General features: G+C 65.8%; 12 protein-coding genes. 2 read left to right on the top strand and 10 right to left on the bottom strand.

Annotation, left to right across the window (positions count from 1 at the left end):
• Window positions 1–9: 9 nt before the first annotated feature.
• The 7 genes from QFZ91_RS31630 to QFZ91_RS31660 form a co-directional block, all read right to left on the bottom strand.
• Window positions 10–1,428: an MFS transporter gene (locus QFZ91_RS31630; protein ID WP_429569593.1), complete on the bottom strand. Its 1,419-nt coding sequence runs from the start codon at window positions 1,426–1,428 to the stop codon at window positions 10–12.
• Window positions 1,429–1,592: 164 nt separating this feature from the next.
• Window positions 1,593–1,856, bottom strand: a complete 264-nt coding sequence (locus tag QFZ91_RS31635; protein WP_018438003.1) for a hypothetical protein — start codon at window positions 1,854–1,856, stop codon at window positions 1,593–1,595.
• A 92-nt stretch (window positions 1,857–1,948) separates the two neighbouring features.
• A complete protein-coding gene (locus QFZ91_RS31640) occupies window positions 1,949–2,605 on the bottom strand; it encodes a sarcosine oxidase subunit gamma (protein ID WP_429569594.1) in 657 nt (218 codons plus the stop codon).
• On the bottom strand, window positions 2,595–5,597 hold the full coding sequence (locus tag QFZ91_RS31645; RefSeq protein ID WP_429569595.1) for a sarcosine oxidase subunit alpha family protein: 3,003 nt from the start codon (window positions 5,595–5,597) through the stop codon (window positions 2,595–2,597). The genes QFZ91_RS31640 and QFZ91_RS31645 overlap by 11 nt, the downstream gene beginning before the upstream one ends.
• Window positions 5,594–5,929, bottom strand: coding sequence for a sarcosine oxidase subunit delta (locus QFZ91_RS31650; protein ID WP_429569596.1), 336 nt, complete (start codon window positions 5,927–5,929; stop codon window positions 5,594–5,596). Before QFZ91_RS31650 ends, QFZ91_RS31645 begins: the two co-directional genes overlap by 4 nt.
• A gap of 17 nt (window positions 5,930–5,946) precedes the next feature.
• Window positions 5,947–7,191, bottom strand: coding sequence for a sarcosine oxidase subunit beta family protein (locus QFZ91_RS31655; protein ID WP_013091654.1), 1,245 nt, complete (start codon window positions 7,189–7,191; stop codon window positions 5,947–5,949).
• Window positions 7,192–7,231: 40 nt separating this feature from the next.
• Window positions 7,232–8,626: an L-serine ammonia-lyase gene (locus QFZ91_RS31660; RefSeq protein ID WP_429569597.1), complete on the bottom strand. Its 1,395-nt coding sequence runs from the start codon at window positions 8,624–8,626 to the stop codon at window positions 7,232–7,234.
• 326 nt (window positions 8,627–8,952) lie between these two features.
• On the opposite strand from QFZ91_RS31660, the gene QFZ91_RS31665 reads away from it, so the two are divergent.
• Window positions 8,953–10,035: a GlxA family transcriptional regulator gene (locus tag QFZ91_RS31665; RefSeq protein ID WP_176105889.1), complete on the top strand. Its 1,083-nt coding sequence runs from the start codon at window positions 8,953–8,955 to the stop codon at window positions 10,033–10,035.
• A 16-nt stretch (window positions 10,036–10,051) separates the two neighbouring features.
• Here QFZ91_RS31665 and QFZ91_RS31670 read toward each other — a convergent pair whose 3' ends face one another.
• Genes QFZ91_RS31670 through QFZ91_RS31680 form a run of 3 tightly spaced genes read right to left on the bottom strand, consistent with a single transcriptional unit; the run spans window position 10,052 to window position 13,138 of the window.
• The gene (locus tag QFZ91_RS31670) at window positions 10,052–11,047 is read right to left on the bottom strand and encodes a GlxA family transcriptional regulator (RefSeq protein WP_429569598.1); all 996 of its coding nucleotides are present in this window, start codon (window positions 11,045–11,047) and stop codon (window positions 10,052–10,054) included.
• Window positions 11,048–11,067: 20 nt separating this feature from the next.
• Window positions 11,068–11,970: a choline ABC transporter permease subunit gene (gene choW / locus QFZ91_RS31675; protein WP_429569599.1), complete on the bottom strand. Its 903-nt coding sequence runs from the start codon at window positions 11,968–11,970 to the stop codon at window positions 11,068–11,070.
• Entirely contained in the window at window positions 11,963–13,138 is a 1,176-nt protein-coding gene (locus QFZ91_RS31680) for a quaternary amine ABC transporter ATP-binding protein (RefSeq protein ID WP_176125326.1), read from the bottom strand. The genes choW and QFZ91_RS31680 overlap by 8 nt, the downstream gene beginning before the upstream one ends.
• Window positions 13,139–13,238: 100 nt before the next feature.
• On the opposite strand from QFZ91_RS31680, the gene QFZ91_RS31685 reads away from it, so the two are divergent.
• Window positions 13,239–13,394 (top strand): hypothetical protein, encoded by a 156-nt coding sequence (locus QFZ91_RS31685; protein WP_429569600.1) that lies wholly within the window; start codon window positions 13,239–13,241, stop codon window positions 13,392–13,394.
• Window positions 13,395–13,398 lie beyond the last annotated feature (4 nt).

Below are 13,398 nucleotides of genomic sequence, written 5' to 3' on the forward strand. Positions count from 1 at the left end.
CCGTGACTTTCATTCCCGCACAGCGGTCAACGCGCTGCGCGCATCGGCTTCGACCGCTTCGGACATGAGTGTTTCCAGCGCCATGCCACGCGTTTCGATCCCGAGTATCCACACCGCCGCCGCGGCGACCACGAAGCACATCGCGCCCAGCGAGAACACACCGCCCTGTCCGAAGACCGGCAGCACGACGCCCACGACATAAGGACCGATGAGCGAGCCGACCCGGCCGACCGCGGACGCGAAGCCCGATCCGGTCGCCCGCGCGCCGGTGCCGTAAAGCTCGGGGGTGTACGTGTACAGCACCGCCCACATCGAGAACATGAAGAACTGCATCGCGAGTCCGGCACAGATCAGCAGCCCCGGCGTCTGCACATGGAGCGCCGTTTGCCCGTAGACGTACGCCATCACCGCGCTGCCCGCGAGCGACGCGATACAGGTCGGCTTGCGGCCCCAGCGCTCTACGAGCCACGCCGCGCAGATGAAGCCGGGCACGCCGCCCAGGGAAATCAGCACCGTGTACAGCACGGACTTCGTCACCGCGAAGCCCGCCTGCTGCATCAACGCGCCGAGCCACGACGTCAGCCCATAAAAGCCGAGCAATGCGAAGAACCACAGCGTCCAGACCATGATCGTACGACGCCGGTACGCCAGGCTCCAGATTTCGCGTAACGCGCCAGTGCCCTTCGCCACCGCGGGTTCCGCGAGCATCACCGGTGCTGGCAATCGGCTCACGTTCGCCGAGCGCATCACCTTGGCCTCGATGCCGGCGAGAATACGATCGGCTTCCTCATGACGGGCACGATGTTCGAGCCAACGCGGCGACTCGGGCACCACACGGCGGACGATCAGCACGAACACCGCCGGAATCGCGAGCAGCGCGAACTCGCTGCGCCAGCCGAAGTTCGGCAGCACGAAATACGACACCACGCCCGACGTGATGAAGCCGAGCGGCCAGAAACCATCCATCAGCGCAATCAGGCGGCCGCGCGATGCGGCGGGCACGAACTCCGACAGCAAGGTCTGCGCGATCGGAAACTCCATCCCCATGCCTACGCCGAGCAGCACGCGATACAGGATCAGCACATCGACGCTCTGCGCGGTCGAACACAGATACGACGCCAGCCCCCACAGCACCATGCTCCATTGAAATACGGGCCGGCGTCCGAAGCGATCCGCCAGCAGACCCGCCACGGCCGCGCCGAGCACCATGCCGAAGAAACTCGCACTGGCGACGAGCCCCGTCGTCGCGGTCGACAGATGGAACTCGTTCTTGATCGAACCGAGCACGAAGGTCATCGTGGCGAGGTCGACCGAATCGAAGAAGAACGCGATCGCGACGATGATGAAGAGGGTTCGGTGATAGCGGGAGAACGGCAAGCGTTCGAGCCGGGCGGCTGCGCTGGCGCGAAGCGGGAAAGCAGTGGACATGTGATCCCCTCGTGGATACGGCGGTTGACGCGGTGACTTCCGCGTGGATGGGGCAAACTGTGTCCTCAGTAGATGCCGACATAAATCGGCCACATAGAAGAAATGCGTCGTCGGGATGGAACAGAGGCGTCGTGACGCGTCCGCCATGCCGCCAGGTTTCGGCGCTACGTGCGCAGCCGCGCATGCGCGGCGCTGGCGATCCGCGCAAGCGCCTCTGCGCTCAGACGGGCCGCGACTTTTTCGACGTACGCGTGATGCCGCGCTTCGAGCGGCGCACCGAGTTGCCGTGCGAGCAGATAACGGATCAGCGCGATGCGGCGGTGGCGCAGCGCGATGCTTTGATCGAGCAGCGCGAGCGCGGCACTGGCATCGTGCTCATCGCACGCGCGCGCGGTGAGACGCGCGGTGGCGACCCGGGTCGACGTCATGGCGGAAGACGGGGAAGAAGAGACGGAAAAAACGGCGGCCGGGGCGCGCACACACCGGCCGCCATCGATTGGCAAAGCCCATCGTGTCCCGCTCAGGACATCAACGGCTCGGCGGCGTCGAGCATGATCCTGACGAAGTAATCCGCGAAGCTGCGGCGCACGACGATGTCGAAACTGTCGGCGCCCGTGGGCAGCAACGTGATCGACGCCTTGAAATAATGGCTCTGCGCGCACTGCCCCACGCCGAATAGTTTCGGATGCAGATCGAGCGGGCAGCCGCGCGCGAGCACGTCGCGCGTCCGCGTGCCAGTGATTTCGAGCACCGTATAGCCGCTGCCGACATCGACCGCCGAGGCGAACACGCCCGCGAACGACGCGCCGAGCAACGCCAGCAACGGCGCCGCGCGCGTCGCATCATGCGCGGCCTCCGAACGCACGAGCCATTCGTCCGGGCCGAGCCACAGCATGTCGTAGCCGTTGCCGCGCGCGACGGTGTTTGCCTTCTCCGGCGGCTTGCAGCCGACCACCTGTTCCACCGCACGGATGAACGCCGCGTCGCGCGTATCGCCGCGCACGTTGACGAGTTCGAGAAACGGCCGCTCGCCGAGCCGGAACGCGGCAGTCGCGTTGGCCTGATGCTGTTTCAGCTGGCCGTCCACACCGACCAGCGGCGACTCCTGCCACGCGCCGTTCTGCCGCCCGACCGTACGGTCCACGATCGATACCGTTCCGCCTGTTTCATTCCACATGTTGACGTGCTCCTTCGCTGTCGTAGAACACCGGACTCGCGATTTTCGCCGCGATCTGTTTGCCGCTCGCGAGCGGAATCGTGACCGTCGTGCCGATCTTGTCGAGGCCGCCCTTGACGACCGCCATCGCGATCGAGCGCTGCAGAATCGGGCTGTAATAGCTCGACGTGACATGCCCCAGCATCGGCGCGGTATCGCCCTGGAACGGACCAGCGACGATCTGCGAGCCCTCGGGGATCACGAACGACGCATCCTCCGATAGCAGCCCGACCAGTTGCTTGCGGCCCGCCTTCGCGGTGTCCGCGCGGGAGAGCGAGCGCTTGCCGAGAAAGTCTTTCGACTTCGCGACGAGCCCGCCCATGCCGAGGTCGTGCGGCGTCATCGAACCGTCCGTGTCCTGGCCGACGATGATGTAGCCCTTCTCCGCGCGCAGCACGTGCATCGTCTCGGTGCCGTACGGCGTGATGTTGAACTCCTCGCCCGCGGCCATCAACGCTTCCCATACCGCGCGTCCGACGTTGGCCGGCACGTTGACTTCATAAGCGAGTTCGCCCGAGAAGCTGATGCGCATCACGCGCGCCGCCGCACCCGCGACCGTGCCTTCACAATATGTCATGAACGGGAACGCCGCGTTCGCGAAGTCGATGTCGTCGCAAACCTTTTGCAGCACCTTGCGGCTCTGCGGTCCGACGACCGCGAACGTCGCCCAGTGATCAGTGACCGACGCGAGCCGCACGCGCAGGTCGGGCCATTCGGTTTGCAGCCAGCGTTCGAGCCAAGTGAGCACGCGCGCCGCGCCGCCGGTGGTGGTCGTCATCATGTAGTGCTGCTCGGCGAGGCGCACGGTCACGCCGTCGTCGAAAATCATGCCGTTCTCGTCGAGCATCAGGCCGTAACGGCATTTGCCGACTTCGAGCTTGGTCCACGGGTTCGTGTACACCCAGTTCAGCAGCTTCGCGGAGTCCGGGCCCTGAATGTCGATCTTGCCGAGCGTCGACGCATCGAGAATGCCGACGCTCGTGCGCACCGCGAGCGATTCCCGCGCAACCGCCGCGTGCAGGTCCTCGCCCTTCTTCGGGTAGAACCACGGCCGCTTCCAGTTGCCGACGTCTTCGAACGCCGCGCCATGTTCGACGTGCCATTCATGGATCGCGGTCTTGCGCACCGGGTCGAGCAATTCACCCAGCTCGCGGCCGGCGAACGTGCCGAACGTGACCGGCGTGTAGTTCGGCCGGAACGTCGTGGTGCCGGTCTCGGGAATGGTCTTGCCGAGCGCCTGCGCGAGAATCGCCATGCCGTTGATGTTGCCGAGCTTGCCCTGGTCGGTGCCGAAGCCCATCGCGGTGTAGCGCTTCACGTGTTCGACGGATTCGAAGCCTTCGCGCGCGGCAAGGAAGATGTCGGCCGCCGCGACGTCGTTCTGGAAATCGACGAACTGCTTGGGCCCGCGCGTGGCCAGCTCGCGTCCGCCGACGAGCCACAGCGGCTCCAGCTTCGTTTCGCTCAGTTCGGCGACCTGCACCGGCTTGGGCCGCGCGACGATGTGCCCGGCCGCGCGCGCCGCTTCGACGCCGGCATCGACCGCGAAACGGATGCCCTGGCCGAGCGTGAAGTCGCCCGCGCAGGCGCCGACGCTGGTCTCCGGCTGGACCGCCTTGCCCGGCACGAAGCAGGCCTTGTCGTCGTGCCAATGGGCTTTGCCGCCCGACTGCGCGAACAGATGCAGCACCGGGCTCCAGCCGCCCGACATCGCGAGCAGATCGCACGGCAGTTGGCCCTGTTGCGCCGTGATCTGCCCTTTCGCATACGACGCGAGCGACACCGACGCGACGCGCAGCTTGCCATGCGCCGCCGTGACGACCGTGCCGTTCAGCACCTTGATGCCGTGGCGGCGCGCGAGCGCGGGCAGCGTGCCCTTCGATTCACCGGCGCGCGGATCGATCACGCTCACCTGCGCGCCGGCCGCTTTCAGGTCGAGCGCGCATTGATAGCCGTCGTCGTTGTTGGTGAACACGACCGCGTTGCGACCCGGCAGCACCGCATAGCGATGCAGATAGGTCGATACCGCCGACGCGAGCATCACGCCAGGCAGATCGTTATTGCCGAACACGATCGGCCGTTCATGCGCGCCGGTCGCGAGAATCACGCGTTTCGCGCGGATCTTCCACAGCAGTTCGCGCGTGCCCTTGCGTTGCGACACGGGCAGATGATCGGTCAGGCGCTGCGTGACCGTGACGAGATTGTGGTCCTGATAGCCGAACGCGGTGCTGCGGCTCAGGATCTTCACGTCGGGCAACTGCCGCAATTCGTCTTCGATTTTCTGCACCCACTGCAGCGCGGGCTTGCCGTCGATCTCCGCGGCACACGACAGCAGCGAGCCGCCGAGTTCCGGCTGATCGTCGACGAGCGTCACGCGCGCGCCGGACAACGCCGCCGCGTGCGCGGCCGCGAGCCCGGTCGGGCCGCCGCCGACCACCAGCACGTCGCAATGCGCGAAGCACTTGTCGTAGCGGTCCGCGTCGCGCTGTTTCGGCGCGGTGCCGAGGCCGGCCGCGTCGCGAATCGCTTCCTCGTACTTCGGCCACAGTTTGCGCGGCCACATGAAGGTCTTGTAGTAGAAGCCCGCCGGAATGAAGCGCGCGATCTTCTGATTGATCGCCATGCGGTCCTTCTCGATGCTCGGCTTCGCGTTCACGCTGCTCGCGACGAGCCCCTGGTACAGCTCGACCTCGGTGGCCCGCGCATTGGGCACCGTGTAGGCGCCGGTCTCCAGTTGCACGACCGCATTCGGCTCCTCGACGCCCGCGGTCACGATGCCGCGCGGCCGATGATATTTCCAGCTGCGCGCGACGAAGTGCATGCCGTTGGCGAGCAATGCGGACGCGAGCGTATCGCCCTGATAGCCCTGGTATTCGACGCCGTTGAACGTGAAGCTCAGCGCGATCGCGCGGTTGATGCGGCCGCCGGTTGGGAGTCGGTCTTTCTGGCTCATGATGCTTTGCCCTCTTGTGCCTTTGCCTGTGCGTTGGCTGCCTGTGCATCGCTACTGTCTAACGCCAGCAACGGACGCTCGAACGTCTGATAACCCTGGAACGCATAGCTGACGGTGTCGCGCTGCGCCTTGAACCAGCGGCGGCAGCCCTGCGTGTGGAACCATTGCTCGCGATGCACGCCGCGCGGGTTCTTGCGCATGAACAGGTAATCGCCCCATTCCTTGTCGGTCAGCGATTCGGTGTCGAGCGGGCGGGCGATGTCCGCCTCGCCGCCGCAGGAGAATTCGGTTTCGGCGCGGGGACCGCACCACGGGCATTCGATCAGCAACATCTGTGTCTCCTCGTCGACTAGTGGGCCACGGCGGCAGCGCCGTGCTCATCGATCAGATGACCGGTATAGAACCGGTCCAGCGAAAACGGCGCGTTCAACGGATGCGGTTCGTCCTTCGCGATCGTGTGCGCAAAGACCCATCCCGAACCGGGCGTCGCCTTGAAGCCGCCCGTCCCCCAGCCGCAGTTGAAGTACAGCCCCTTCACATCGGTCTTGCTGATGATTGGGCACGCGTCCGGCGACACATCGACGATGCCGCCCCACTGCCGGTTCATCCGCACGCGGGAAAATACCGGGAACATTTCGACGATCGCCTCGAGCGTGCCCTCGATGATGTGGAAGCTGCCGCGCTGCCCAAACCCGGTGTACTGATCGACGCCCGCGCCGATCACCAGATCGCCCTTGTCGGACTGGCTGATGTACGCGTGGACCGCGTTCGACATCACGACCGTGTTGACCACCGGCTTGATCGGCTCCGACACCAGCGCCTGCAACGGATGGCTTTCGAGCGGCAAGCGCACGCCGGCCATGTCCGCGAGCGTCGACGTGTTGCCGGCCGTGACCACCGCGACCTTCTTCGCCTTGATGAAGCCCTTGGTCGTATCGACGCCCGTCACCTGGCTGCCGTTACGGCGAATGCCGACCACCTGGCAGTTCTGCACGATATCGACGCCGGCCTGATCCGCGCCGCGCGCGAAGCCCCAGGCCACCGCATCGTGTCGGGCCACGCCGCCGCGCCGCTGGATCGATGCGCCGAGCACCGGATAGCGGCTGTTCAGATTGATGGTCGGTTCGAGTTCCTTGATCTGCGCGGGCGTGAGGAATTCGGCGTCGACGCCGTTCAGCCGGTTCGCGTTGACGCGGCGTTCGGTGTCGCGCACGTCCTGCAGCGTATGCGCGAGATTCATCACGCCGCGCTGGCTGAACATCACGTTGTAGTTCAGATCCTGCGAGAGTCCTTCCCACAGCTTCATCGCCTTCTCGTAGAGCCCGGCGGATTCGTCCCACAGATAGTTCGAGCGCACGATCGTCGTATTGCGCGCGGTATTGCCGCCGCCGATCCAGCCCTTCTCGAGCACCGCGACGTTGCGCACGCCGTGTTCCTTCGCGAGGTAGTACGCGGTCGCGAGACCATGCCCGCCACCGCCGACGATCACGACGTCGTACTCACGTTTAGGCTCGGGGCTGCGCCATTGCCGCTCCCAGTTCTCGTGGTACGACATCCCGTTGCGCAGCAGGCTGAATATCGAATAGCGGCTCATCGTGGGTCCTTTGCGGTTTTGCAGATACGGTGTAGCGGGTTCAACACTCGATGACGTTCACGGCCAGCCCGCCGCGCGACGTCTCCTTGTATTTCGTCTTCATGTCGGCGCCGGTTTCGCGCATCGTGCGGATCACGCTGTCGAGCGACACCACGTGCTTGCCGTCGCCCTTCATCGCGAGGCGCGCCGCGTTGATCGCCTTGATCGCGCCCATCGCGTTGCGCTCGATGCACGGAATCTGCACGAGCCCGCCGACCGGGTCGCAGGTCATGCCGAGGTTGTGTTCCATGCCGATTTCGGCGGCGTTCTCGACCTGCGCGGGCGTGCCGCCCATCACGGCCGCGAGCGCCGCGGCGGCCATCGAGCAGGCCACGCCCACTTCGCCCTGGCAGCCCACTTCGGCGCCGGAGATCGACGCGGTTTCCTTGTAGATGATGCCGATCGCAGCGGCGGTCAGCAGGAAGTCGACGATGCCGGCGTCGTTCGCCGCATGCATGAACTTCACGTAGTAGTGCAGCACCGCCGGGATCACGCCGGCCGCGCCGTTGGTCGGCGCGGTGACGACCCGGCCGCCCGCGGCGTTTTCCTCGTTGACGGCCATCGCGTACAGGTTGACCCAGTCGAGCATCGACAGCGGGTCGCGCAGCGATTCCTCGGAGCGTGCGCGCAAGCGCTCGCACAGTCCGGCCGCGCGGCGCTTCACGTGCATCGGGCCGGGCAGTTCGCCGAGCACCTTGCAGCCGCGTTCGACACACGCGGCCATCGTGCGCCAGATTGCCAGCAGGCCCTCGCGCACTTCGTGCTCGGGCCGGGTCGCGCATTCGTTGCGCAACGTCACTTCGGCGATCGACAGGCCGCTTTCGCGGCACACGCGCATCAGATCGGCGCCGGTGCGAAACGGATACGGCACCTCCGCGGTCGCGCGCCGTCCATTCACGCGATCGCCGTCGCGATTGACGACGAAGCCGCCGCCAATCGAGAAATACTCTTTCTCGACCAGCAACTGGCCGTTCTCGTCGAAGGCCTGAAAGCGCATGCCGTTCGGATGGACGACACCCGAGCCCGGTGCGCCCGGCATCAGCTTGCGGTAGAAGCCGACATGCTCGCGCTCGTCGAACGCGACTGGATGCTTGCCGAGCAGCACGAGCTGTTTGGTCTCGCGGATCGTCCGCAGCCTCGGCTCGATCAGGTCGGGATCGAGCTGGTCGGGCAGATTGCCTTCGAGGCCGAGCAGCACCGCCTTATCGGTGCCGTGGCCCTTGCCGGTCGCGCCGAGCGAGCCGAACAGCTCGGCTCTGACGCGCCGCACGAAGCCGAGCAGATTCGCGTCCTCGACATGCGATGCGAAGCGGCATGCGGCGATCATCGGCCCAACCGTGTGTGAGCTCGATGGACCGATGCCGATCTTGAACAGATCGAAGACGCTGACGTTCATGGCGTGCCTTGTGCGTTGAGTCTTGCGAGTTGCGATGGCCGGAAGCGCTTCGACTCGACCGATGCGCCCGGATGGAAAGTGCGTCTATTGCACCGCACGGCAGGCCCGATCGATAGAATAAAAACGGCATCGCAATGGGATGGCGTCGTCAAATGACCCGCCACGCGGGCCTCCCGGCGGATTTGCGATGACTTGCGACGCATTCGCGAAAGGCGACCCGACGCCGGCAGGCAATGCTGAAGGTCCGTGGTGCTATGCTTGCCTACAGCCTTTTCGGTCAACGTTCGTTCCTCTTTCGCAGCTCTGATCACCGACCCGCCGCGCGCATGAATTCCGCTGAAACGCTTGCCCCTTCCTCACTCGACACCGCCGCGAAGCAGCGCATCCGCTTCGGCATCATCCTGCTGCCGAACTTCACGCTGACCGCGTTCTCGGGTTTCGTCGATCTGCTGCGCCTGTCCGCCGACGAAGGCGACTTCAGCAAGCCGGTGCGCTGCTCGTGGAGCGTGATCGGGGAAACCCTTGCTCCGGTGCGCGCGAGTTGCGGCATCCAGATCACGCCGTGGGAAACCTTCGAGACCGCCGAAAAGTTCGACTATGTGGTGGTGGTCGGCGGACTGCTGCACTCGGGGCCCGCCGCGAGCGAGGCGACGCTCGCGTTCATCCGCCGCGCCGCCGCGCGCGACGCGACGCTGGTCGGCATGTGCACCGGTGTGTTCTCGCTGATGCGCGCGGGCGTGCTCGACGGCCACCGGATCTGCGTGAGCTGGTTTCACTACTGGGATTTCATCGAGCGCTTTCCGTCGGTCGACGAACAGATGCTGGTCGCCGACCGGCTGTTCGTGATCGACCGGCGGCGCATCACGTGTTCGGGCGGGCGCGCGTCGATCGACGTCGCCGCCGCGATCCTGCTGCGGCACTTCGAAACCGCGACGGTGCAGAAGGCGCTGCGCATCCTGCTCGTCGACGACCTGCAGAAAGGCAATGCGCCGCAGCCGCATCCGCCCGGACTTGCGCCGGCCTCGCATCCGAAGGTCAAGCGCGCGATCCTGCTGATGGAGCAGCACGTGGGCCGCGCGCTGTCGCTCGACGAACTGGCGGGCAAGCTCGATCTGTCGCCGCGTCAATTGGAACGGCTGTTCAAGGCGCAGACCGGCAAGGCGCCGCAGGCCTACGCGAAGCAGGTGCGTCTGCGCACCGCAGCGTGGCTGCTGACGAGTTCGGACAAGACCGTCGCCGATATCGCGTCGAGCTGCGGCTTTTCGGACGCGTCGCACCTGGGGCGGGAATTTCGCAAACAGTTCGGCGTGCCGCCGATGATGTATCGCGAGCAGCGCGGCACGGCTGAACAAGTCGACGACGGCTCGTGCTACGACGAAACCTTTCCGGGCCGCGCGCAGGCAATCTGAATTGACGCGGCGTGCGCTACTCCGGCATGCGCCGCTCGACGCTCGGCGCATGCCCGAACTGCGCGCGATACGCCTTGCTGAAGTGACACGGCGAATGAAAACCGCACACCGCGGTCACGCGCGCGATCGATGCATCGGTATTGCGCAGCAGATCGCGCGCGCGGCGCAGCCGCAGGCTCAGGTAGTAATGCGTCGGCGATGCGTTCAGGAACAGCTTGAACATCCGCTGCAAATGACGCTGCGACAGGTTCACGAGCCGCGCGAGTTCATCGAGCGATAGCGGCTCCTCGATGTTCGCTTCCATCAGCCGCACCACTTCGATCAGTTCGGCGCGCGACAGGCCGACCCGCGCATCGACCGGAATGTGTTGGTGATCGGTCGAACCGCGAATCCGCTCGACGACGAACTGCTCGGACACCTGCGCGGCCACCGCGGGCCCGAGCCGCATACCCACTAGATGCAGCATCAGATCGAGCGGCGCGGTGCCGCCGGTGCAGGTCAGCCGGTCGCGGTCGATCACGAACAGCTCGTCGTCGAAGTGCACGTGCGGATAGCGCTGGTGCAACGGCGACATGTCCTCCCAATGCACGGTCGCCCGATAGCCGTCGAGCAGCCCCGCCGCGAGCAGCGCATACGGGCCCGTGCAGATGCCGCCGAGCGGCACGCGGTGCGCGGCCGCCTCGCGCAGTTGCGTAATCACCGCGTCGTTCACATACTCGCGCACGTGCCAGCCCGCGCATACGAACAGCAGGTCCGGCATGCCGGCCTGGGCGAGCGTGGTGGTCGGCTTCACCGTGATGCCGTTGCTCGCGCGCGCCGGCTCGCCATCCGGTGTGACTACCGACCACCGGTAGTGCTGCGCGCGGCCCACGTAGTTCGCCATGCGCAGCACCTCGACCGCGCTGGTGAACGCGATCATCGAGAAGTTCGGCAGCGTCAGGAAGCCGACGTGCGCGACGGCTGACAGCCGCGCATCGGCTTGTTCGGCGGTGGCGATTGCGTCGCGCTTCATGGACGTATCGGATCAGGCCATCAGCCGTGTTGCGCCGCCGGCTCGCGGCGCACTTTCATCGCCTGGCGCAATCCGGCGAACAGCGGTGCGCGTGCCTTGCCCGGCGCCCGGCCGAAGCTCTCGGTGATGCGGTCCAGAATGATCGCCAGCATCACGACCGACATGCCGCTTTCGAAGCCGAGCCCGATATCGAGCCGCTGGATGCTCGCGAGCACGTCGTTGCCGAGACCGCCCGCGCCGACCATCGACGCGATGATGACCATCGACAGCGCCATCATGATGGTCTGGTTCACGCCGGTCATGATCGACGGCAGCGCGTTCGGAAACTGCACCTTGTAGAGCAGCTGCCACGGCGTGCAGCCGAACGCCTGCCCCGCTTCGACGATTTCATGATTGACGTGCTTGATGCCGAGCGCGGTCAGACGCACCGCGGGCGGCATCGCGAAGATCACCGTCGACAGGATGCCGGGCACGCGGCCGAGGCCGAACAGCATCGCAGCCGGAATCAGGTAGACGAACGCGGGCATCGTCTGCATCAGATCGAGGACGGGGCGCACGATCATTTCGACGGTGCGGCTCTTCGCCATCCAGATGCCGAGCGGTACGCCGAGCACGAGACTGATCACCGTCGACGACAGTGTGAGGCCGAGCGTGATCACCATCTGATCCCAGAAGCCGGTGCCGCAGATCAACAGCAGCGCGGCCAGCGTGAACAACGCGAAGCGCCAGCCGACGCGCCACAAGCCGATGCCGACGAAGAACGCCATCAGCGCCCACATCGGCACGGCCTGCAAACCCTGCTCGACGGCCGCGGCGAAACTCTCGATGACCTTGCCGATCGTGTCGAAGGTCTTCGCATCATGATCGAGCAGGTAGTGAACGCCATGATCGACCCAGGCGCCAAGCGGAATCATTTCAGACATGGGAACCTCGATGATGCGTGAGAACGCTCAGCACGTTCGTCTTGTTGACCGAGCCGCAGTAGGAGCCGTCCGCTTCGACGACCGGCAGCGGCGCGCGGCTCGCCACCACGCGCTCGACCACGTCGTTGAGCGGCGTGCTGCGATGGATGCATTCGATCTGGTTGAGCTGCGGCGACACGCTGCCCGTCGCGTCGCGGCATACGAAGCCGCGTATCCTGCGCTCGCTGTCGAGCACGAACGCGTAGTCGGCGCTGCCGTTCAGCGTCGCGGCGACGCTCGACGCGTCGATCTGCGGCGCGTGCATCAGCGGCACGTCGTCGGTTTGCATCAGATCGCCGGCCGTCAGATAGCGGCTCGTGTCGATGCCTTCGAAGAATGCGCGCACGTAGTCGTCGGCCGGGTTCTTGATGATTTCCTGCGGCGTGCCGATCTGCACGACGCGGCCGCCTTCCATGATCGCGATGCGCGTGCCGATGCGCATCGCCTCCTCCAGATCGTGCGATACGAACAGGATCGTGCGCTGCTGCTCGCGCTGCAGATCGAGCAGCACGTTCTGCATTTCCTTGCGCTTGAGCGGATCGAGCGCGGAGAACGCCTCGTCCATGATCATCAGCGACGGGTTGACCGTGAGCGCGCGCGCGAGCCCGACGCGCTGCTGCATGCCGCCCGACAGCTCGGCGGGCAGCTTCTGCGCGAACGGCGCGAGGCCGACCTGTTCGAGCACCGCCAGCGCCCGCGCCTCACGCTGCTTGCGGCCGACGCCCGCGACCTCGAGGCCGAACGCCGCGTTGGCCAGCACGGTGCGCTGCGGCATCAGCGCGAATGACTGGAACACCATGCTCATGTCCTTGCGGCGCAGCGCCGTCAGCTCGGCGCGCGGCACGCTCGCGACATCGCGGCCGTCGATCAGCACCTTGCCGGCGCTGGGCTCGACGAGCCGATTGATCAGGCGAATCAGCGTCGACTTGCCGGAGCCTGACAGGCCCATTAGCACGAAGATTTCGCCCTCGCGAACCTCGAACGACGCGTTGTGCACGCCGACGATCTGACCGGTGCGGGCAAACACCTCCTCTTTGGTGGCACCGCTGGCCAGCATTGCGAGCGCCTGTTTCGGGTTGGTGCCGAACACCTTGCACAGCCCTTCGACCACGACCTTGGGGGAATTCATCGAATGCTCTCCTCGCTTGCGGACGTCGCCCGCGCTGTGCCTACATAGTTGCTAGAAAAAAGTGCGGCTAGCCGACTATTTCCGACAAGCACATGAGGAAATGCGACACCCGGCCGCGCCGCAAGCGCTCGACGCGGCGACGAAAGCCTTGTGGCAGAAGGGATTGGCGCCGGTTGGCCGGCGCGCGGAGGATGTCGCGACAGAGCAAGCGGTGCTCCCGGACGGCAGCGAGCGCGACACGGTGCCCGCGGGTTGAACCG

The sequence above is a fragment of the Paraburkholderia sp. JPY419 genome (assembly GCF_050435705.1).
In the GTDB taxonomy this organism is placed as follows: domain Bacteria; phylum Pseudomonadota; class Gammaproteobacteria; order Burkholderiales; family Burkholderiaceae; genus Paraburkholderia; species Paraburkholderia youngii.